Genomic DNA, 23,496 nt, shown 5'->3' on the forward strand with positions numbered 1-23,496 from the left:
TGCTATGCATTATTAAGTATTTTTTCCACATCTTCTTTTTCAAGGGTTTCTTCTTTAATGAGTGCTTCTGCCAGTTTTTCAAGAGAGGATTGGTTGTTTTTTAGAATTTCTGATGCCCTTGCCTCTGCTTCCAGTATTATCTTTTGTATTTCCTGATCCATAAGCCATGCCATATCCTCGCTGTAACGCTTTTGAAATGCGAGCTCCCTTCCTAAAAATGGATGATCTTCTCCCCGCCCAAGGCTAAGGGGGCCTATTTTGTCGCTCATGCCCCATTGCGCAACCATTTTCTCGGCAAGTGCGGTAGCCTCTTTGAGATCATTTTGTGCGCCGGTGCTTACGTCGTTAAAAATCAACTTTTCCGCACATCGTCCGGCAAGTGCAACGGTGAGTTTGTTCACCAGGTATTGTTTCGGATAATAGTGACGGTCTTCTTCCGGTAGTATTTGCGTTACCCCCATTGCCAATCCTCTTGGGACGATGCTTACTTTATGTATGGGATCTGTTCCGGGCAGCTTGATTGATACAAGCGTGTGCCCTGCCTCATGATACGCGGTAATACGTTTTTCCAAATCGTTGATTATTTCTTCCCTGACAGTACCCATAAGTATCTTGTCTCTCGCGTCATCGAAGTCTTCGTTGTTGATGGTTTTTTTCTTTTTACGCACAGCGATAAGGGCGGCTTCATTTGCAAGATTTTCGAGGTCTGCACCCGTCATACCCGGGGTTCCTCTGGCGATCTTCTCAAGATCAACCTTATCGGCAAGTTTCTTGTTTCTGACGTGAACTTCAAGGATTTTTCTACGTTCCTTCCATCCAGGCTTATCAATTACCAACTGCCTGTCGAATCTGCCCGGCCTGAGAAGCGCCGGATCAAGCACGTCTGGCCGGTTTGTAGCGGCCATTACAATTACTTCCGTGTGAGGGTCAAAGCCGTCCATTTCTGACAAAAGCTGGTTTAATGTCTGTTCCCGTTCGTCGTGTCCACCCCCAAACCCTGCTCCGCGGGTTCTCCCCACGGCATCGATTTCGTCAATAAAGATAATGCTCGGATGCGCGTCTTTTGCCTTTTTAAACATATCCCTGACGCGTGCTGCCCCCACACCTACAAACATCTCGATAAATTCCGATGCGCTGATGCTGTAAAATGGCACACCTGCCTCTCCTGCAGTTGCCCTGGCGAGGAGTGTTTTCCCCGTTCCAGGCGGGCCTATAAGCAGTACGCCCTTTGGCACTTTTGCCCCGATCTTTTCAAATTTGCCAGGATCTTTAAGGAATTCTATCACCTCTGTCAATTCCTTTTTCACATTATCCATGCCGGCCACTTCACAGTATGTGACCTTTGGCTTTTTTACATCAAAAAGAGTCGCCTTACTCTGCCCAAAAGTAAAGAGTCCCCCCGCTCCGCCTCCCACCTGCCTTGCACCTCTCATTACAAGCATCCAAACGCCTATGATGATTACCCACGGAAGAATGCCAATAAGAAACTGCCAGAAAAATGAGCCTTCTTCGGAAGATTCGACGCGTATTTCCACACGCCTGCTCCTGAGTTTTTCTATCAATCCCTCTCCCTGGAAAGTGGGCAGTTGCGTTTTAAAGTCTTTTACGGAAGTTGGTTCCTGGTCTTTGTGCAGCGGAATAAGCGCTTCGTTATAGAATTGACCTGCAATGTGTAATTTTTTTATGGTAACGGAAGAGATATTGCCCGCGTCCAGTTGTTCCAGGAATTGACTATAAGCAATGGTATGACGAACAGGCACTGAGGTGGAAATGGAATATCGCTGAAGCATATATATGGCGATAAAAAACAGTGCGAAGATGATGAGTACTTTCCATTGCGGAGACGGCGTAAAAGATTTCGTTTTCTGGTCTTTTTTCATAAGACTATATGTTATCTGAATATGTGATATTGTCAACCATTTAATTTTCGCAATTATTCACCCAACGAGGGTATTTTACACATAAGCGCTAAGTTAAAATTACGGATTAATTTAACCGTGTAATGAATAATAAATATCTAACAATGAACCTGGTGTCTTTATATATTTCGCAAAATAATCTCACTATAGTTTACCAGCAATTACATTGAATTTTAATATGTTTTTTGCATATAATCTGTAATTATTTCTCCTTTTTCAAGATACCAAACTGATTCAGGAATAAGTGTTTTTTTTACCTGGTGGTATCTTGCCGTCTCGTTTTGACAAGAGATGAATTTGAACGGCTTTTGTTATACAGGGAGTACTTTAAATGAATAATATGGTAAAAGACATTGAAAAATACATGCAAAATGAAGCAAATGAAATTATAAATTTTGCGTGTAAACTAATAAATACAAAAACCGAAAATCCTCCGGGCAATGAAATTTTGGCCGTTTCGGTAGTGGAGAAATATTTCAAGCGGCTGAAGATTCCTTACGAAATATTTGAAAAAACGAAGAGCAGGACAAATATTATTGGATATATTGGCGAAAGAGAAAGATCGAGGGAGCGCCCTTCATTGCTGGCAGCATGCCATTTGGACGTTGTGCCTGCAGGCGATGGCTGGCAGAGCGACCCCTTTTGCGCACATGTTAAAAACGGGAGGATTTTTGGCAGGGGTTCTTCTGACAATAAAGGCCAAATGGCTTCTATGATGGCAGTGGCAAAGTATCTCAAGGAAAATGAATCCGGGCTAAAAGGCCTGTTTTTGCTGGCAGGTGTTGCCGACGAAGAAAGGGGTTCAGCATTAGGCATGGAGTATTTGCTTGATGAATGCGGCATACATGCCGATTATGCCATTATCCCCGACGTGGCGAATAATATGCAAATGATTGACGTGACGGAGAAGGGGGCATTGTTTCTGGAAATAACTTCATTTGGCAAGCAGGCACACGGTTCCACTCCGGAGAGGGGTATAAATGCGGTATGGAATATGATCGCCTTCTTAAACCAAATCAGGCATTACAAATTCAGACATGCCTTTCATCCATTGCATTCCCCTCCAACAATGAATCTGGGATCGATCCATGGCGGAACGGTAGCAAATACGGTGCCTGCCATCTGCAAGGCGCAAATAGACCTGCGCTATTTGCCGGGAGATTCGCCTACTGATATTATCAATGACATAAGGAGCATTATGAAGGAGGTCGAAGATCAGCATTCCGCAAGATTTGAATTAAAAATCACGTCTGACCAGCCCTCTACAAACATTCCTGTCGATAACCCGCTTATAGAAATAATTACAAAACATACGGAGGCAATCTTAGGGACAAAACCGAAGCCTATGGGGCAATCAGGCTCTACGGTGACGAAACAGCTTATACAAAAGGGTATTACTGCCGTGGGGTTCGGGCCTGGTGACCATGACGAGGCCCATGCCGCAAATGAGTCGATAAGTATTCAGGAATTAATCGATTTCGCAAAGATTATGGCACTTATTTCATGGGATATTTTGACGTAAAGCACAATCGAGGCCCGTTCAGGCAACTGAATAGTTACAATAATATTTTTATAATACGACCATGAAAACATACGTAATGATACCAACTTATAACGAAAGAGAAAACATCGGGAAATTAATTCTGGAAATATTGCATCTGGAGATTCCTGATTTGCATGTTGTAGTGGTTGACGATAACTCTCCTGACGGCACCGCCGGCGAAGTGAAAAAATATGCAACGATGCATCCGGAGGTTGAATTGCTCCTGAGAACAACAAATAGGGGGAGAGGTTCAGCGGGCGTTGCCGGCTTTCAATATACACTGGATCACGGGGCAGAGTGTGTAGTGGAAATGGACGCTGATTTTTCACACCATCCGAGATATATTCCTGATATGCTTAATGCCATACAGAACGCTGACCTGGTAATCGGGTCAAGGTTTGTGAGCGGAGGCAGGGATGTAAACAGAGGGATTGTTCGCAGGCTGGTAACATTCCTCGCCGGAGTCTATGTCAGGATTTTACTGGGACTAAAAATAAACGATGTTTCTTCCGGTTATCGATGTTTCAGGAGAAAGGTCTTGGAGGATATTCAGTTGGATTCCATGATTTCGACAGGCCCTTCCATTGTATCTGAAGTATTCTACAAAGCTCATGTGAAAGGGTTTTCCATCAGGGAAATACCTATAGAATTTGAAGACCGAATCCACGGTGAAACAAAACTGAATTATAAAGTACTATTGAAAACATTGCTTATGGTTTTGAAATTCAAACGACTGCACAAAAAAGGGTTGTTGTTTAAGACTTCGGGGAAAAGCCTGGAAATATAGAGACGTAATCGATTATTTCCAGTAAGCATCCCAATTTTTATTTACCCGGTCAACAACCTCATCCGGCATGACAAGCGGTGAGGGGTAGCCTGTCTTCCATGTAGCGTCAATGCCCATTTTCCCCCTGAAAACGGGGCTTATGCCCACCAGTTTTTCTTCCGTGAATACAATATCCCTTTCGGCGTCGAATCGGGTAAATATGCCCCAGATCGTTTGTTCAAGATTGCAGATATCGACGTCAGTGCTTACCGCAGCGATAATGGCAGGGCCTGTAATTCCCGTCGATTTTGTGAGATTACGCACCACCTCTCTTCCATTCTCCTTTACGGAAACTACGAGAAGTGCCTCTCCCAGTAGATTCCAATGGATTATCCTGTTGTCAATATCTTTTAGCAGCGTTTCGAAATTTTGGGATGTTTTTCGGTCTACCTGTTTTTTTGCAGTGTCATCCCTTGTCGCATCGATAATCATTTTACTGCCAAGGTTCATTTTGTAACTGGTGAAATCAAGGGTATCCAGCGGAACCTTTGGAATCATGATAAAATCATACGCAGGGTCAAAATGTTCGTGGATTGCCCTGAGGACTGCATGAAAATCACGCGGGTTAACTTCTTCTGATACAGTTACAACACACTTCGTCAGAGAGAGTTGTCCCTCGCCCATTATAGAGAGCGCTGTTTTCATTGCCTCTTTCCTGTAGCGTTCTTCAACGGACACTACCAGCAGATTATGAAATCCCGCTTCGTAATATGCCCAGAGGTTTTTGATTTCAGGATGGATGAGGCGAATGAGGGGACCAAGCACTTGCTGCGTTGCGTTCCCCAGATATTTATCTTCCATTGGCGGCCTGCCGACAACGGTTGCGGGATAAACAGGGTTTTTGCGGTGTGTAATGGCGCTAATATGAAAAACAGGAAATTCAGAAGCGTTTGAATAATGCCCGAAATGGTCACCAAAGGGGCCTTCCATCCTCAATTCAGTGAGATGGACAGTACCTTCCAGAATAAACTCGGCATCAGCGGGAACAGGTATTGAAATAGTCTTTCCCTTTGCCATTCGTGTTCTTCTTCCGCGTAAAAAACCGCTGAACATTACCTCGTCAATTCCCTCCGGCAGGGCTGCAACCGTTGCCAGCAGGAGGGCGGGGTCAGTTCCCAATGCTACGGCGATTTCAAATGGTTTCCCTGATTTTTGGGATTGGAAATAATGAAAGCCACCGCCTTTTTGTATCTGCCAGTGCATGCCCGTTGTTTTCCCATCGAAAACCTGCATGCGATACATACCGACATTCCGTTTTCCGTTGCGGGGGTCGTAGGTGAAAACCTGTGGTAGCGTGATAAACGGGCCTCCATCCTCCGGCCAACAGGTGATTACGGGAAGTCCATTGAGGTCCGTTCCCTGAATTACCTCCTGCGATGTTGTCCAAAACGTTGTTTTGGGAAGGGTGCTGATGAGACGTTTTGTAATTCCAGGATGCTTAAAAAACACTTTCGGTTTAGGCGGCATTGCGTCTTCCATGAATGTGATGAGTTCTTCACCCAGTTGATCGGGATGTTTTCCCAATGCCAGTTCTATCCGTTTATCGCTTGCAAGTACGTTCATTGCAAGGGGAAACCGGGAATCTTTTATGTTTTCAAAGAGTAAGGCGGGAAGCCCTTGCTGCAGGGCACGAATAGAGATTTCGGCGGCTTCAAGTTTTGCATCTACCTCAGTTTTGATCCGTATCAGTTCACCGTTTTTTTCTAAGTATTTAAGAAAGTCCTGTAACGAATATATTTTCATGTATTAGTACCTTATCCGTAATTTATTTTGCACACTTCCATTCGTCAGCGCGTGCTTTCTGGCGAAATATTTAATGGTAAAATTCGATGCACAACCCAGACAGGGTTCGGAACCCTGTCTGGGTTTACCATGCGGGGATGGGTAAAAAGTCGTTGGGGCATTTGTCTTTTAAAACCCGGCCTGATTTATCCTCTCTTTGCAATTTCCTGTTTTGTTTTTTCATAGATTTCCTGAAGTTGCGTTTCGTCGGGAATGTATTGGATTTTTATGCTTTCCAGCAAATCAAAACCACACTCCTTAAGTGCGTCTTCCACGTGGCTAACAGACTGCCCTCCCCATCCATAAGAACCAAATGCCAGGCCAATCCTGTCTTTCGGCGAAAGCCCTTTTAAATAAGTGAGAAATGCCGACACGGTAGGAAGCAAATTACTGTTTAATGTAGGAGATCCCACACAAATAAATCTTGCGTCTAATACGTCCGTAACAACATCCGACAGGTGATTATAACGGAGATTAATCATCTTTGTACTAATACCGCCGTGATTGAAGGCGTTTTGTAAAGCATGTGCAATTTTTTCCGTGGATTTCCACATGGTATCATAAATAATAAGGCATTTATTCTTTGTCTGGTTGGCCGCCCATTTATTGTACTCATCTATAATATTTTTTATATGTGAGCGCCATACAATTCCATGACCTGGAGCAATCATGTCAATCGGGATATGAGAAAGTTTTTCAATGGTTTTTTTCACTAGCATGGAATAGGGCAGGACGATATTCGCATAGTATTTTTTCGCCTCTTCAATAACGGCTCCAAGGTAAAGTTCATCATCAAATCTTTCATGAGAAGCGATATGCTGTCCAAAGGCGTCATTCGAGAAAAGGATTTTATCCTCAACCAGATAACTTGCCATGTTATCCGGCCAATGAACCATTGGGGTCAGAAAAAACCTGAAGGTCCTTTTGCCAATATTGACTTCCTCATCCGTTTGCACCACCTTCATATTCCAGTCGTTCCCCTTATAATGCGCCAGCAGCCCTTTCTGTCCGTTAAGGGAGGTTACAATAGTGGCATTTTTTGCAATATCCATAATAAGCGGTAAACTGCCGGAATGGTCCATTTCGACGTGGTTTGCAATAACATACTGAATACTTGCGGGATCAATAAGAGAGGAAAGGCGCTGCATCATTTTGTCGAAGAGATACGGCCTGACGCCATCAATTAATGTTATTTTTTCATCAATTACCAAATAGGAATTGTATGTAGACCCCCGGTTGGTTGAATAACCATGGAAATTTCTTAAATCCCAGTCAACTTCTCCAACCCAATAAATTCCTTCTTTTAGTGGTATCGGTTTCATGCGAATTCCTCCTAAACGGTTAAAGGTATAACGAATAATGTAAATCCCGGCTCCGGTCGGGTATGTGTGTTGCAATCATAGTAACAATTCCGCCGGTTTGAAATGTATGCGGAGTACGATATAGTATAGCATTAGTCAATGAATAATTGTCATAAATATTGGCATACAAAATTCTCAAACCATAGTTCTAACTTGTTAACATTACAAATTGATTGTGATAGTCAAACAAATCCAGGTTTAGAAATTTAGCAGTAATTTAGTTTTTAAAAAGTAGGGGCGAATTACGAAAGCCGGGGCAGACACTCCGGTATTTTTGTAAAAATTACCAATATCTATGTAAATATTACGCGGTTTTGTATCCAGGGACCCAGCCTTGCGATATATGCGCAAAAGGTTTTTTAAGTTGTAACAACACATAATTAAACACATAAAGCATATATAATCTTCCTCTTGCATTTCTAAAAGCACATGGCATTCCTATTGCTATCTATTTTAAACAGTTACTTAAAAGCCGGGGGTTCCTGGCCATGCAGGGCAGGAGCGCCGTCTGCCGGAATTTCGGCGCCGGTAGGACGCCATATAATTTATCTTGACATGCCCTGTGCTAAGACCCACAATAGATGAATTTGATATTCTCACATTAAATGCCCCCTTTTAAAGGCGGGGTAATGTTTACAACAAACAAAAAATTCCAGATTCAAATAATGTGATATTTTGTACCAAATAAACTGAGACGTAGCCCTCCCTGCTCAACGAAAGCAATGTTAACCACATATCCCTTTCTTATGAAATGGGAAAGATAAGCAACGCCGATGAGACCGGCAATTTATGAAGAAAAAAAGAACCCTTTCAGCATCTCTGCTCTACCGCCCATGGGAATAATCCAGTTGCGAGCCTTCATTAAAAAACACGACCTGTTTAGCATACTTACCGGTATAACTATTTTCCTTTTCTTCTTTGAACTAGGCGGTAGAAGTTTTGAGGTCAGGGACACCCGTAGGTTTGCGGAAATCGCACTGGAGATGCTACAAAGTGGAAACTGGCTTATACTTTACAAGCATGACGAAATTTATATGAATAAGCCACACATGTTCATGTGGCTGATTGCTCTTTTTTCTTCTATCGGACACCACGTTACTCCCCTTACTGCCCGCTTGCCCAGTGCTATTGCAGGCATTGCAAGCATTCTTGCAACATTCTGTTTTATCGGAAAATTTTCCAGCAAACGCACTGCTTTCATCGCTGGTGTAATCCTTGCCACTACCCAGAGATATTTCTGGTATGGACGAACTTCCTTACCCGACATGCTCTTCACTACTTTTATCATGCTTGCCCTATATTCTTTCTATCTTGGATACAAACAAAAGCCGGTTTTTTATATTGGCTTACATTTTTTTACCTTCCTTGCAATCTTAACAAAAGGTCCGCTGGCTATTATTTTTATCTTCGGTACTATTGCGGTATTCCTCATCCTTCAAAGAAATTTACGGGCTATGAAAGGAATGAAATGGCGATGGGGTATAATCCTCCTTCTGACAATGACCGGATTATATTTTGCATTTATACTAAAAGTAGGATTTGAACCATTTATCGCCACAATAAAAAGGGAATTCTTAACCCGGGTAAATAGCCCTATAAACCACGGAGAACCATTTTATTATTATTTAGTTACTCTTTGGACGGATTTCCTGCCATGGTCATTATTTATTCCGTTTGCCGTGATCTTTGCCTATAAAAAATGGCGGGAAGGAGACGATTTCATTACCTTTTCTTTCTGCTGGACGATACTCATTTTTGTATTTCTCTGCACAGCGAAGGCAAAGCATACAAGATATATGCTCCCCCTCTACCCTGCGTTATCGATCATAATAGCAAGCCTCATTGCTAATACATTGAAAAGGCCGGTTATGAACTTTTTGTGGCTACAGGTATCGGTGCGGTGGATTATTTTTGTAATGGCCGGAGCAGGAATAATTCTCCTTGTTGCTGTACCTGTCTATCTCGTTACGTATTCCTGGATTGGAATATTCACATCCCTTATCACACTCCTTGTCTTATCAGGGGTATTTCTCTCCCTCCGCCGAAAAACCGGATTCGCCAATGCAAGTTTTACGATGTGTATGTTTGCAGCAATCATAGGATGGGGAATATACATTCATTGCCTTACGGTTCATTCGAAGGAAGTAACTTTTGGTACAAAACTGACCGATGTAATAAAAAAAGAACTGGGAGACCTGAATGGCTGTGATATACGCGGGTATAAATTAGGTGAATCGTTATGGACTATTATAAACCTAAGTTTGAACGCCAATATCTCCCTAATCAAAAATACTGATGAGTTAAAGACCTTTTTAAACACGTCAGAACACCTGCAGCCGGTCTGCATTATTGAAAAAAATACTTTTCTTGACATAAAAAACAATTTGGCGGATACTACGTTACACACCGTGGATATTTGTACAAAAAAGCGTAAGGTAACGCTTATTTTCAGAAGAGAGCGCCAGACAAACCCGGCAGCACACCCGGCATGGCAAGACATCGAAGAAGAAGGGAATCATAGATGAAAAAACCTGATATCTCCATTGTTATTCCATTATACAACGAGGCGGATAATATTGAACCTCTTGGACATGCCATCCTCCTTGCCATGCAGGGACAAAACTACGAGGTGATCTTTGTGAACGATGGCAGCACTGACGGTAGTGCAAAAAAACTAAAAGAATGGTGTGCGGTACATACAAACTTCCGCACCATTCATTTCAGGAGAAATGCGGGCCAAACGGCGGCCATGGATGCCGGCTTTAAATCTGCTGCGGGAGAATATGTCGTTTCAATGGATGCCGACCTGCAAAATGATCCGGCGGACATTCCTGCATTGCTTGAAAAGTTAAACACATATGATATGGTATGCGGGTGGCGGCAAAAGAGAAATGATCCATGGATAAAGCGGATTTCCTCAACGGTGGCAAATTTCATCAGAAACAAACTTTCATGGGAAGATATTAAAGATACAGGATGTTCCCTTAAAGCATACAGGAAGGAATGTCTGAATCGCATCAAATTGTTTAACGGCATGCATCGGTTTCTGCCTACCCTGTTTAAGATGGAAGGATTCACCGTCATAGAAGTAGTGGTAAAACACTACCCAAGGAAATTCGGGAAATCGAAATATGGGATATCAAACAGGGCCTTTCGGGCATTTATTGACCTGTTAGTTATACGATGGATGAAAAAGCGGACGCTTCATTATGAGGTGGAAGAATGACGCTCCTTACAACTCACATAAATACATGGGTTGTCATAGGTTTTACCGGCCAGCTTCTTTTTGGATCGAGGTTCTTTGTCCAGTGGATTATTTCTGAAAAGCGCGGCGAGAGCATTATTCCCGAGATATTCTGGTATCTGAGTATGGGCGGAAGCGCTATGTTGCTCATGTACGCTATCTACCGTCATGACCCCGTATTTATTCTGGGACAATCCACCGGGCTTATTATTTACATACGCAACATCATGCTGATTTACAAAAAGAGAAAAATAGTGAAAATAGCGGCTGGAGACCAGCGTGAGAAACATCCGGCAAATCCTTAACGCAGCAAAGCCACAACCAAAATGCAGGTAACATTTACAAATGTAGAGATGCATCAGTCCCCCAATCCTCAATCCTCAATCCTCAGTCCTCAGTCGGCAATTTGCAATTTGCCGACTGAAGAAGTGTCACTTAAATATTTTGCCAAAAAATGAGCGGCATAAATTTTGTTTGACTATAAATAGTATCTATTCAGCGTAACACACCAAATATTATATCTTCATTTTTGATATCGAATTTTATTGTACCACAAACAGCATACCCCTAACGGGGCCACATTGTTTTTTATGTCCACCCGGATTTTTCAAAAAACTAAGGCGCTACAAAGAGTTACAAACTTTTACGATTTGGTCACTTTAGAAAATCAGGGAAAACATTTCCCCACAACAGGAAAATTTCTTTTACTTAAAGCGGATGTTCACCCCTGCCAAAACGCATAAGTGCTTAATACATAGTTTGTTAAGGCTGTATTTTTAATAAATATGTAGTCACTAATATATTGTTATTATACGACAATATACTTGACGGATAATGGTTGTTATCTGTACAATGGTGGACATGCATATTGTAGAGAACAAGTCAAAATCCGGTAAAAAAATCTATCGATCTACCCTTCTGCGGGAATCGTACCGTGAGGATGGGAAGGTCAAGAAACGCACCATTGCGAATCTGTCGAATTGCACTCCCCTGGAGATTGAAGCGATAAGACTTGCACTCGCACATAAAGACGATCTCTGTGCATTGGGCGCATTGTCAGAATCGGTGAAACTCCATGAGGGTTTGTCTGTGGGAGCAGCGTGGAGCGTGTACCAAGTGGCAAAGGAATTAGGGATAGAAGAGGCATTGGGAAAGGACTTTGAAGGAAAGCTGGCGCTTTGGCAAGTAATGGCAAGGGTAATAGGCCAGGGGTCAAGACTGTCTGCAGTAAGGCTGGCGCAGATACATGCTGCGGGTGACGTCCTGGATATGAAGCGTGGGTTTGACGAGAACAATCTGTACGATAATTTGTCATGGTTGTCAGAGAATCAGGCAAAGATAGAGCGAAAGCTGTTTGAGTTAAGACGAGGAGGCAATAAGCCGAAGTTGTTTTTGTATGACGTGACGAGCAGTTATTTAGAGGGGAAGTCGAATCATTTTGGTGAGTACGGGTATAATCGTGACGGCAAAAAGAGGAAAAAACAGATAGTGATCGGTATGCTTTGTGATGAATCCGGGGAGCCGGTATCAACAGAAGTATTTAGGGGCAACACCCAGGATCCGAAGACCTTTGAATCTCAGGTAAAGAAGGTATTAGAGCGGTTTGGATGCAAAGATGTAACGATTGTAGGAGATCGTGGGATGATCAAGACGGTGCAAATCGAAAGTTTACCGGAAGGGTTTCATTACATAACGGCGATAACCAAGCCGCAGATAGAGTCGTTGATAAATAAAGGGATACTGCAATTAGGATTGTTCGAAGAAAAGCTCTGCGAGATAAAGGATGATGAGGTTCGATATATTCTGAGGCGCAATCCGGTAAGGGCGGAAGAGATGTCAAAGACCCGTGTATCAAAATTACAGAGTATAGAGAAATACATCGCGAAGAAGAACAGTTATCTGAAGGAACATCCTAAGTCGTCAGTATCGAAGGCACTGGAAACAACAAGGGAAAGGCTAACGAGATTGAAACTTGATGGGTGGGTGCAGATAAAAGAAGAGGATAGGACGCTAAAGATAGAGAGAGATGAGGAAGCATTAAAGGAGGCATCATACCTTGATGGTTGTTACGCAATCAAGACTGATCTTGAGGAGAACGAGGCGGATACCAATCTGGTACATGAACGATACAAGGATTTAACGGAAGTGGAGAAGGCGTTTCGGGACTGTAAGACGGTGAATTTGGAGGTTCGTCCGGTGTATGTAAGAAAGGAGGATAGTACACGGGGACATGTGTTTGTGGTAATGCTTGCGTACATGATAATTCGAAGGCTGCGCAGAGCGTGGAAGAATTTTGACTTGACGGTAGAGGAAGGTCTCGCACAATTGACGACCATTTGTTCGATGGAAGTAACAATCAAAGGCCAAAAAGCTAGTTGCCAGAAGATCCCGCGTCCGCGGCAACAATCACATGAATTATTAGAGGCATTACAGATAAAGTTGCCAGAAGTATTGCCAAGCCGGAACATACGGGTAGTCACTAGAAAAAAGCTTGCTGTTCGGCGTAAAAGTCAATAAATATAAGGCTTTTACGGCACTTTTGTTTTTTGACTTGGGGTGAACATCCGTTAAAGACCAATAAATTCCCTGCCATGCCCCGCCATTTCAATTATCATTCCAGTTATAACCTCATAATATATATAAGGTTAACACTTCTTTGAAATATAAAGAATATTTTGTGGCGTATTTGGCATGAATATTGATTCGAATAATGGTGGAAATTTTTAGCAGGATGATTACTGAATAATTTAAAGGTAAAGTTTAAATGACAAGAATTAATACAAATATAGGAGCGTTGAATGCTCTAAAGTCATTAAACGACCAGGCCAATATTTCACCGCAAACGATAATGAATTTGTTTAAATAATATTGTAATATGCTATTGAGAAATTATTTTAAGAAATTTAGAGACCGTTAGTATTATGATTCCATGTTTTTTCATCTCGTCTATTAAGTCTAAATCTATTTTGACATCATCGTCGCGAGTGACAAGATAATCGATTCTGCCTTTTATTCGTTATGGCAGCCTCCGGAACCATATTGTCCTTTTTTGTCCCTGCAGAGATTTGTATCATCTGTCAAATATACCCTGAGACCTGCGCCTGCCAGTATTTCAATAAACATATCGATTTCGTCATCGGTTATTTTGGAGAGATTTTTTATCCTGGAACGTCTGAGAACGTCTTACAATTCTTTGAGGAGATAGTGTTGATATGACCATGTCAAATTCCAGGCAGAGGAATTTTTCCATAATTTTGGCAGGATAGCCTTTTCTGTTAATAAAAGCAGAAACCCATACATTGGTATCAATGAGGACTATTTTTTGAGTCATTTATTTTCCCAACTTCTCTATGAGCTTCTGTAATAGCAATTTCTATTTCTTCCGATGAATGTTTATCCGTTCTTTTATAAATAGTTTCAGTTAGTGTTTTCAGTTGATTACACAAACGTTCATCCAGATTAATATCAAGTTTAACCCGCTCATGCTCATTGAGTGAAACAGGTTCTAAGGGTTTAAATACGCCATCTTCAAATATGGCATTGATGGTTTTAGACATTTTTTATTACCCCTTATAATAAATCTGGTACCGCAATATAATATGGCTATTAAACCATTTTCATCGTTTTTGGGTGTTGCAAATGAAACATGATGACTGATAACTTATTTTGTCATTACAAGTGGAAGCGGATTAGAAATCCGATGCTCTATCCATCATACCAAAACCACATGCTTGTCATTGCGAGGGCGTCAGCTGTCATTGCGAGGGTCTTTTCCGAAGTAATCTCATAAACCGTCATAGAGATCCTTCCATCCTGCATTCATTTCATTAATTAATTCTATTTTTTTGGCCCTTGAGCCACCCTTAATTTGCCTCTCCCGCGATATGGCGTTTCTTACGCCACGAAATATCTCGTAGTATACTGATTGCTTCGGAAAAAACCCTCGCAATGACAAGCGGAGAGACCCTCGCAATGACAAGCTGATACCTTTTGGATGGCCCTATACATTTGAACCGGTACGGAAACAGAAATGCCAGATGCTTCCGACTCGAAAGTAAGACTACAAAAAACAGCTTGAGTACATATACTACAACACGATATGGTTATAAAACCATTTTCATCGTTTCCGGGTGTTGCAAATGAAACATGATGACTGTTTGGTAACGCAGTGGCAGCAGTGGCACTGGAAACTACATTCGCAGGTTTATAACCGTTCGGTTGATCTCACAACAAAGCCTGGACCAAAGCAAAGTAACACTTTAGTCTTTTGGAAAATGTACTACCTATAAGCTCCGTAGGAGCAGCCTGTTTGTCGCAAAATAGGATATTATAACAGATCTTAGAGACAGGTTTGAAACCTGTCTCTACAATTAGGAGCGACCTGTCTCTTGTAAATCCATATAAACAGGCCTACCTGAATACGGACAGGCCGCTCCTACGGAGCTATTTACCCTATTGAATTTTATTGCGCTACTACAAACAGACCGCCCCTAACAGGGCTGCATGGTATTTTTTCTATCACGGAAATTTTTCAAAAGACTAAAATGTTGCAAATTTTGTGATTTGGGCACTGGAATTTTATTGCAATACATGGCTCCATTATCCACACAAACTCATGGTTTGCAAACCTTAATCCACTTGGAGTTAGGCTGGGAAGTAAATAAGGTACCCCCCTTGATTAATGCTTAATTTATAGACAATAAAATGCATTTTGCTACTTTATTTGCCATGACACGACAAAGCGATGCATAGAATTTGAAGGGGCATACTATCGCACCTTATCGAGCGGAAATGAGTGTCTGAAGTTCAGGAGGGGGAAACGGTGGGGGCATTATTACAGGCAGCTCGTGAATTGTAATTACAATTTTATACGCAATCCATCATAAGCGAGTTCCACGTTTTCAGGAAGCCTGCTATTTGTTGACTCATGCTCTATATCATGGCATATGTGGGTAAAATAGGTCTTTTGGGGCCTGACTTTAGAGACAATATCCAGCGCCTGGTCTATATTGAAATGCTTTGCGTGAGGCGTGTAGCGGAGTGCGCCCAGGACAAGGACGTCGAGATTCATTAATTTTGCCAATGAGTGATCGGGTATTTCACTCACATCCGTTATATAAGCGAATCTTTCGAACCGATAGCCCGTAACGAGGCCATTCCCATGAATAGCGTCAATCGGCACAATGGAAAAACCGCCTATTTTTACATTGCCATCAATGGCGTTAAGAGAAAAGCGGGGTACATAGCCATCGTTTTTTGCCCGGATATCAAACGCATAGGCGAAAATTCTTTTTATGCCCTCAAGGGTATCTGGTGTGCCATAAATAGGGATGTCTTTACGCTGTACAATATTGAACCGCCGGAGATCGTCCAGCCCGAAAATATGGTCTGCATGGATATGGGTTATGAGGACGGCATCCAGCCTGGTAACGTTGTTCTTTATACATTGAAGCCTCATTTCCGGCGTGGCGTCGATAAGGATGTCGCAGCCATTTTCACAAACAAGAACTGACGTGCGCATCCTTTTATTCTTTGGATTATCGGAGGTACACACCTTGCAGTTGCATGCAATCATCGGTACGCCGTGCGATGTTCCCGTGCCCAGGAATATTACTTCCATCATTTGTACCCTTTCAAAGGATATGAATACATTTAAGGGACTTGAAATTTTCTATTATGCTGCAGCAGTCGGTAGTCTACAGTCGGAAAATCGCAGGTTGAGGACTGCCGATTGCCGACCACAGAAGCAACAATTAATATTTTGTCAAAAATGCAATGAAATTACTAATAAGGTACTAAATTGTTACGTTATTTGTGCCTTCGCATGCCAACACGTTGACTCCATATTTTTTTTACTATCCCGTCATCGTCTTCATCATAAATTTCACCCAAAATCTCTTCCAGAATATCCTCCATGGTTACGATTCCAACGGGTTTTAAATTTTTACAAACTATTGCCATTTGGAGGTGATATGTCTGAAGATTTTTTAATATCTTCAAAATGGGGTCATTTACCTCTACAAAATAAGGCTCACGGACCAGGTTTGACAATGAAAAAGGGCTTTTTGTATCCATCATTGCAATGAACTCTTTCGTGTGCAAAATGCCAAAAACCTTTAACTCTCCTTCTTCCGAAATAACAGGAATCCTTGTATGGCCGCAGGCAATTACCACCTTCAGTATGTCTTCTTTGTTCATTGATACGGGTATGGTTACTGCTTTGGAAAATGGAAGCATTATTTCAGAAACCTTTTTAAATCTCAAGGCAAATAGGTTTAAAATGTAGTCTTTGTGAAACGGAGGCAATGATTCCAGGGAAAGTTCGGGGGTCACGGTTTTATCAGAAACCGTTGTACGAATACCAAACAGCGATAAGAGTTTTATCGTCGATTCTTCCAGGGTATGAATAACGGGCATGGCAACCTTTATCATTATTCTCAGGAAACGTCCCGATACTAAAGACACCTCTTCGGGGTAACGGATTGCAATTGCTTTTGGCACCAATTCGCCAATAACAACGGAAAAAAAGGTAAATGGAATAACAAAGAGGGCAATGCCTAGAATTTTTGCGGTTGTTTCCGAAACATTAAGTAATTTTTGAAGAAACGGGAGTATCGTTTTTTCGACTTCCGCACCACCCACAGCAGCAGATAGTATGCCAACAAGGGTGATGCCTACCTGAATAGCGGCGAATGTCCTTTCCGGCCTGCTTTTTAAGTGCAGGAAAATTTTTGCCGCGCTATTCCCCCTGGACGCCATACTGCGCATGAGCGGCACGTTGGTGGATGCAAATGCCATTTCTACACACGAAAACAAACTATTAAACAAAAGCATTATTGCTATTATAATCCAATCCATAACGTATCTTCATGTATGGGTTAAATGGTATTTGCTTCTAAAAAACTCTTTTGGTATGTTTTGTGGTTCACGAACGGTACGATGGTAATGTGGCGGGAAAGAGTGAAATTCATTTATAAAGAAAAACCCTCAAATTTTTCTAAAATTGCGGTTTTAACTGCTTCGTATGATGGCGGAACTGATACAGGTAGATTTGCAAACCTTGGTGTAACTTCTTTCAGTTTATTTTCGTGATAATTTATCTTAAACTCGGTAAACTTCAACCCGTGTGCGGTTGAAATAACCACGACCTTTTCATGCGCTTTAATTTTTTTCTTTTCCAGCAATTTTTTCAGAACGGCAAGCGCAACGCCTGTGTGGGGACAGCTAAACAGTCCCGTTTTGTCCGCTTGCGCCGCTGCATTTGCCAATTCGTCTTCCGTTGCCTGTTCGACAATCCCATCAAACTTTTTCAATATATTGATCGCCTTTTGGTAACTTACGGGATCCCCTATCTGAATGGCGCTGGCGAGTGTTTTTTGTGCTTTTATTGGCTTAAATTCTTTAAAACCTGTCAAATAACTAAGATACAAAGGGTTTGCCTTGGCTGCCTGAGCGCATACAATGCGCGGCCTTTTGTTTGTAATACCCATTGCTTCCATAATCAGAAAACCCTTTCCTATGGCGGAAGTGTTACCTAGATTCCCTCCGGGGACGACGATTACATCGGGGACTTCCCAGTCAAACTGTTGTACAATTTCGACGCTGATAGTTTTCTGTCCTTCGATGCGCAGAGAATTCATGGAATTGGCAAGATAGATATTGTTTTTAAGACACACCTCCCTGACCAGTTTCATGCAGCCGTCAAAATCCGTATCGATGGAGAGCGTAAGGGCGCCGTTTGCAATGGGCTGGATAAGCTGTGCCAGGGACACCTTGTCCTTTGGGAGAAATACAATTGAAGGAATCCCGGCCGCTGCACAATATGCGGCAAGGGCGGCAGATGTATCCCCGGTGGAGGCGCAGGCTACCGCGGGAATTTTTTTCCCTTCTGAAATCATCTGTTTTACCATGGAAACCAGTACGGTCATTCCCAAATCTTTAAAAGATCCCGTGTGGGAATTTCCGCATTGCTTGATCCAGATATTTTCAATGCCGAGTTCCTTTCCCAGCCTTTCAGCCCAGAAAAGGTTACTGCCGCCTTCATACAAGGAGACTACATTTTCATTTTTCACCTGCGGACATACAAATTCCTTCTTTCCCCAGACAGAACTGCCATATGGCCATTTCGTGCGAAGATAGCGTGCATCCAGCAAATCCTTCCAGTATTTTGCGTCGTGCTTACGCAATTGATCCAGGTCATGCACGACCTCAAGAAGGTTGCCGCATTTTTTGCAATGATAAATAATTTCGTTTAGCTTGTATTTTTCATCGCAGCCCGCAATGCATTGAAACCACGCTCTGTATGGCATGAAGCCGTTCTCCCTTTTCCCTCGTAAAATAAATATTTTCTACAATTACTTCTGTGAAATTTTTTCTCATTATAGGCAGACATACATTGGATTATCAAGTAAAATAAAAAGGCCTTTCCCGCGCAGAACGGTTATTTTCGTTTTGACAAAAACACTCTTGTTCTGATAAGCTTCTCACAAGCCGTTGTATCGACAAAATTGTATAATGCCAGACCACCATAAAAATTTTGAAAGTGTTTATAATGTTGCCATTCTTCAAAGATTTTGATAAAGAAACTTTCAAACGTGGGCTGAAACATGCCTTCAGTGTTGGCACTGCGCAGGAATACGAGGTATTTAAAGAATACGAACATGCCCTCGCTGCCCGATTAGCGGCAATAATTCACAAAAGAAGGCTTACCATACCGGCAACAATGTTTCTGGAGTGTATGCAGCCGCTTAACTATATTGGAAGTCAGGCAATGGTATTCTTAAGGCCATTTTTAACCTTTTTCTTTTCCCCCAAAGAATATGATATACTTCAGGGCATTCTTGAAAGAAGAAAGGGTATGAAGATGATAATTGAAGCATTAGAAAATGCGCCACATCAACATCAGCAAGAAGATAAAAAGAAAAACGAAGAAAAATTGTAATAATTCGTAACACTTTAGTTTTTTGAAAAGTGTACTACATATAAGCTCCGTAGGAGCAGCCTGTTTGCAGCAAAATAGGATATTATAACAGATCGTAGAGACAGGTTTGAAACCTGTCTCTGCAATTAGGGGCGACCTGTCTCTTGTAAATCCATATAAACAGGTCTGCCTGAATACGGACAGGCCGCTCCTACGGAGCTATTTACCTTATTGAATTTTATTGCGCTACAAACAGACCGCCCCTGACGGGGCTACATGGTATTTTTTCAATCCCGGGAATTTTTCAAAAAACTAAAATGTTACAATAATTCACATTAAAATAGAACATAGATTATGGAACAAAAATATCCTGATTTGAATGTTATCATTGCCACAGATTGTGGCAGTACCACTACAAAAGCTATTTTAATTGAGAAAAATGACGGCGTTTACCGGCAAACATTCAGGGGAGAATCACCGACAACCGTGGAAGCCCCTTTTGAAGACGTTACCCGTGGAGTACTCAACGCATTTGCGGAGGTGGAGGAGCTTTCAGGCAGGAAGATTTTAGACGGAGAAAAAATTATAACTCCTGCCAGTGGCAATGTGGGGGTTGATATTTATGTTTCCACAAGCAGCGCAGGCGGGGGATTGCAAATGATGGTTGCGGGGGCAGTCAAGACTATGACAGCAGAAAGCGCCCAAAGAGCGGCATTGGGGGCAGGCGCAATCGTCATGGACGTCATTGCCTCAAATGATAAACGGCTCCCTCATGAAAAAATTGACCGGATAAGACACCTGCGGCCCGATATGATACTCCTTTCCGGAGGTACGGACGGGGGGACGGTTACCCACGTAGTGGAACTGGCAGAATATATCGCGGCAGCGAATCCAAGACCAAGGCTCGGCATGTCATTTCAACTTCCCATTGTGTATGCAGGCAACAAGGACGTTCGTCAAAAAATCACCGAAATACTGGGGGAAAAAACTTCGCTGCATATCACTGAAAACCTGCGTCCCACACTGGAGCGGGAAAATCTTTTCCCTGCACGCCAGGAGATTCAAAAACTCTTTCTTGAACATGTCATGGCGCAAGCGCCAGGCTACAAGACACTGATGACCTGGACAGGCGCCCCGATTATGCCTACCCCGGCGGCAGTCGGCCTCATTATGCAGACGATAGCAAAGAGGGACAATATTAACGTAGTCGGGGTTGATATTGGTGGTGCAACAACTGATGTTTTTTCCGTTTATGGAGAGGTCTTCAACCGTACGGTTAGCGCAAATCTGGGAATGAGCTATAGCGTGTCAAATGTTTTGGCAGAGGCGGGACTTCCGAATATTTTGAGGTGGATGCCTTTTGATATAGAGGAATCTGATTTAAGGAACAGGATTAAGAATAAAATGATCCGCCCTACGACCATACCGCAAACTCTGGATGAACTAAAAATAGAGCAGGCATTGTCTCGTGAAGCGCTCAGGCTTTCCTTTGATCAGCATAAATCATTGGCAGTCGGGTTAAGAGGTGTACAGCGGGAGAGGGATATTTCCGAGGCGTTACAACAGGATGTTTCAGCAGAAACGATTGTTGACATGCTAAAATTAGATCTTCTGGTTGGCAGCGGAGGGGTATTATCCCATGCGCCGCGAAGGGTGCAATCAATGCTTATGATGATTGACGCCTTTCAGCCGGAAGGGATAACGAGGATTGCCGTGGACAGTATTTTCATGATGCCGCATCTCGGAGTCCTTTCCTCAATAAATGAAAAGGCGGCAACGGAGGTATTTATGAAAGATTGCCTGATTCATCTTGGAACCTGCGTTTCTCTTGCAAAAAGCCGCACCGGCAAGGCAGGGGAGGCATGTCTGTCGTATAAAATAACCCTGCCCGGTGGGAAAACAAGGGAAGAATCAATGCCGTTTGGAGATTTGCGCGTGATACCCCTTGATATTAATGAAACTGCGGAAATGGAGATATCCCCGTCGAAGAATTATGATGTAGGCAAGGGAAGGGGAAAGGCTATCACCGCACATGTACATGGCGGGGTTATCGGCGTTGTAATCGATACCCGGGGAAGACCTGTTGTTTTGGCGAAAGATAAAGCCTCGCGGGTAGAGCAATTAAAGAAATGGACGCAAGCCATTGATGCGTATCCGCAATAGGAGTTTTACCAGGACGTTAAATTATGCTTAGTACTTATCACTACTTTCTTTGCACACTTCCATTCGTCAGTGCGTGCTTTTTGGAAAATATTTAATGGCCACTTCTGTAGTCGGCAATCTACAATCAGCAATCAGCAATCAGCAATCGGCAAATTGCAGATTGAGGATCGAGGACTGGAGATTGGGGACTATTTTCGCGCTTGTTTGGTTCTGGCCATGCCAGCTTAGGAATTTCAATATTTTTTAAAGGCGCATTGCATGCGTCTCTTTGTTATGTCAATATTTTTCTTTACGTACAGCAGTTTACAGACGTATGCAATGCGTCTCTACATTAAAAACAGGATTTTGTAAAACATGACACACGCATATACACCTGGTTTACGCATATCTGAAAAAACAAAAATCGCAAGCCGAAGATCCTTGCCCCTGCTGGGTGACGTTCTTGTTAAAAAAGGCGCTACGTTGAAGGCTGAGGATGTTGTAGCTGTCACCCATTTACCCGGCAAAGTGCACGTCACTAATGCGGTTAACCGGCTGGGAATTCAACCAAAAGACCTTAAGGATTACATGTTGAAAAAAGAGGGTGATTCCGTACAGAAAAACGAACCCATTGCGGAGACAAGGCCATGGCTGAAGATGATGAAATCTGTTTTGCTATCGCCCATTACCGGTACTATTGAAACAATCTCTACGATAACGGGACAAATTCTTCTGCGCGAACCTCCAAGGCCGATCGAGGTATATTCCCACGTTGATGGTATCGTTACAGAAGTAATGGAAAAAGAGGGGGTGGTGGTAGAAACGGTTGGCACCTTCATACAGGGGATTTTTGGCGTTGGCGGGGAAACGGTTGGCGAACTTGCAATCGCCGTTGACGGCCCTGACGATATAATTACCGCAGATAAAATTCATTCTGAATACAAAGACAAAATTATTGTTGGCGGCGCTTTTGTTGAATATGATACCATTGAAAAGGCAAAAAAGATCGGCGTTAAAGGTATAATTGTCGGTGGTTTTAATGATGATGACCTTAAGAAACTCCTGGGATATGATTTAGGCGTGGCGATTACCGGTTCGGAAGAAATTGACATAACGCTTATCATTACGGAAGGGTTTGGGCGCATACAAATGGCACAAAGGACGTTCGAATTGCTCAAATCCCGCGCAGGCGCCAAGATTTCAATAAACGGGGCGACTCAGATACGTGCAGGGGTGGTGCGTCCTGAAATTATAATACCGCTTGCAACTCAGACAACCGGAGAGAAAGATACTGGTATGGCAGACAGAGGTATGGAAATCGGAGATCCGGTGAGGGTCATTCGTGCGCCCTATTTTGGCAGGATCGGAAACATCAAGGCACTGCCCTTTTCCCCACAACTCATCGAAACAGAAGCCACCGTACGCGTGCTTGAAGTAGCATTTGCAGATGGCACATCTGCGGTTGTTCCCCGGACAAATGTGGAAATGATTGAAACTTAATTACGCCTTTACGTACAACTTATTTCCTCCATCCTCGTTTTGTAAGTTTTTGTTCATTAAAAACCGCTAAATTCGAAATTCGAAAAAATCTCAAAACTCAAAACTACAAATTCAAATATTCCAAACCTCGTTTTTAATTTTTTTCACTTGATATTAGAATTCGCTTCGGATTTTCGAATTTGGTTGCGGCCAAAGACGACACCAGGTGTTTAATGGCGAAATCCCCCCCTACCGGCAGGCAAGAACAATATAAAATGGA

Annotated in this window: 17 protein-coding genes; 9 read left to right on the top strand and 8 right to left on the bottom strand. The window is 42.6% G+C overall.

Annotated features, from left to right (window positions below):
• Window positions 1–2: 2 nt before the first annotated feature.
• Window positions 3–1,880, bottom strand: coding sequence for an ATP-dependent zinc metalloprotease FtsH (gene ftsH / locus KSMBR1_RS04810; RefSeq protein WP_099324305.1), 1,878 nt, complete (start codon window positions 1,878–1,880; stop codon window positions 3–5).
• Window positions 1,881–2,250: 370 nt separating this feature from the next.
• On the opposite strand from ftsH, the gene KSMBR1_RS04815 reads away from it, so the two are divergent.
• Entirely contained in the window at window positions 2,251–3,441 is a 1,191-nt protein-coding gene (locus tag KSMBR1_RS04815) for a M20 family metallopeptidase (protein ID WP_099324306.1), read from the top strand.
• 61 nt (window positions 3,442–3,502) lie between these two features.
• The gene (locus KSMBR1_RS04820) at window positions 3,503–4,249 is read left to right on the top strand and encodes a polyprenol monophosphomannose synthase (RefSeq protein ID WP_099324307.1); all 747 of its coding nucleotides are present in this window, start codon (window positions 3,503–3,505) and stop codon (window positions 4,247–4,249) included.
• 12 nt (window positions 4,250–4,261) lie between these two features.
• Here KSMBR1_RS04820 and KSMBR1_RS04825 read toward each other — a convergent pair whose 3' ends face one another.
• Together KSMBR1_RS04825 and KSMBR1_RS04830 are read right to left on the bottom strand one after the other, a co-directional pair.
• Window positions 4,262–6,031, bottom strand: a complete 1,770-nt coding sequence (locus KSMBR1_RS04825; RefSeq protein ID WP_099324308.1) for a menaquinone biosynthesis decarboxylase — start codon at window positions 6,029–6,031, stop codon at window positions 4,262–4,264.
• Between the two features lie 185 nt (window positions 6,032–6,216).
• Window positions 6,217–7,392, bottom strand: a complete 1,176-nt coding sequence (locus KSMBR1_RS04830) for an FprA family A-type flavoprotein (protein ID WP_099324309.1) — start codon at window positions 7,390–7,392, stop codon at window positions 6,217–6,219.
• An 812-nt stretch (window positions 7,393–8,204) separates the two neighbouring features.
• Between KSMBR1_RS04830 and KSMBR1_RS04835 the strand changes: the two genes are divergently transcribed.
• The 4 genes from KSMBR1_RS04835 (at window position 8,205) to KSMBR1_RS04850 (ending at window position 13,192) form a co-directional block, all read left to right on the top strand.
• Window positions 8,205–9,956, top strand: a complete 1,752-nt coding sequence (locus tag KSMBR1_RS04835) for an ArnT family glycosyltransferase (RefSeq protein WP_099324310.1) — start codon at window positions 8,205–8,207, stop codon at window positions 9,954–9,956.
• Window positions 9,953–10,657, top strand: coding sequence for a glycosyltransferase family 2 protein (locus KSMBR1_RS04840; protein WP_099324311.1), 705 nt, complete (start codon window positions 9,953–9,955; stop codon window positions 10,655–10,657). The genes KSMBR1_RS04835 and KSMBR1_RS04840 overlap by 4 nt, the downstream gene beginning before the upstream one ends.
• Window positions 10,654–10,980, top strand: coding sequence for a lipid-A-disaccharide synthase N-terminal domain-containing protein (locus KSMBR1_RS04845; protein WP_099324312.1), 327 nt, complete (start codon window positions 10,654–10,656; stop codon window positions 10,978–10,980). The genes KSMBR1_RS04840 and KSMBR1_RS04845 overlap by 4 nt, the downstream gene beginning before the upstream one ends.
• Window positions 10,981–11,536: 556 nt before the next feature.
• Window positions 11,537–13,192, top strand: coding sequence for an IS1634 family transposase (locus KSMBR1_RS04850; protein WP_099326979.1), 1,656 nt, complete (start codon window positions 11,537–11,539; stop codon window positions 13,190–13,192).
• 616 nt (window positions 13,193–13,808) lie between these two features.
• Here KSMBR1_RS04850 and KSMBR1_RS23180 read toward each other — a convergent pair.
• From KSMBR1_RS23180 to thrC, 5 genes are all read right to left on the bottom strand, one after another.
• Complete coding sequence (locus tag KSMBR1_RS23180) at window positions 13,809–14,006, bottom strand: PIN domain-containing protein (RefSeq protein WP_099324313.1); 198 nt, start codon at window positions 14,004–14,006, stop codon at window positions 13,809–13,811.
• A complete protein-coding gene (locus KSMBR1_RS04860) occupies window positions 13,981–14,232 on the bottom strand; it encodes an antitoxin family protein (protein ID WP_099324314.1) in 252 nt (83 codons plus the stop codon). Before KSMBR1_RS04860 ends, KSMBR1_RS23180 begins: the two co-directional genes overlap by 26 nt.
• Before the next feature lie 1,301 nt (window positions 14,233–15,533).
• On the bottom strand, window positions 15,534–16,298 hold the full coding sequence (locus KSMBR1_RS04865) for an MBL fold metallo-hydrolase (protein ID WP_197705346.1): 765 nt from the start codon (window positions 16,296–16,298) through the stop codon (window positions 15,534–15,536).
• 185 nt (window positions 16,299–16,483) lie between these two features.
• Entirely contained in the window at window positions 16,484–17,533 is a 1,050-nt protein-coding gene (locus KSMBR1_RS04870) for a hemolysin family protein (RefSeq protein WP_099324315.1), read from the bottom strand.
• Window positions 17,534–17,646: 113 nt separating this feature from the next.
• Window positions 17,647–18,984 (bottom strand): threonine synthase, encoded by a 1,338-nt coding sequence (gene thrC, locus KSMBR1_RS04875; RefSeq protein WP_099324316.1) that lies wholly within the window; start codon window positions 18,982–18,984, stop codon window positions 17,647–17,649.
• A gap of 242 nt (window positions 18,985–19,226) precedes the next feature.
• Between thrC and KSMBR1_RS04880 the strand changes: the two genes are divergently transcribed.
• From KSMBR1_RS04880 to KSMBR1_RS04890, 3 genes are all read left to right on the top strand, one after another.
• Window positions 19,227–19,616: a hypothetical protein gene (locus KSMBR1_RS04880; protein WP_099324317.1), complete on the top strand. Its 390-nt coding sequence runs from the start codon at window positions 19,227–19,229 to the stop codon at window positions 19,614–19,616.
• Between the two features lie 333 nt (window positions 19,617–19,949).
• A complete protein-coding gene (locus KSMBR1_RS04885) occupies window positions 19,950–21,758 on the top strand; it encodes a glutamate mutase L (RefSeq protein WP_099324318.1) in 1,809 nt (602 codons plus the stop codon).
• A gap of 354 nt (window positions 21,759–22,112) precedes the next feature.
• Complete coding sequence (locus tag KSMBR1_RS04890) at window positions 22,113–23,237, top strand: hypothetical protein (protein WP_099324319.1); 1,125 nt, start codon at window positions 22,113–22,115, stop codon at window positions 23,235–23,237.
• Window positions 23,238–23,496 lie beyond the last annotated feature (259 nt).

Origin of the sequence: Candidatus Kuenenia stuttgartiensis (genome assembly GCF_900232105.1) — a bacterium.
Lineage (GTDB): Bacteria > Planctomycetota > Brocadiia > Brocadiales > Brocadiaceae > Kuenenia > Kuenenia stuttgartiensis_A.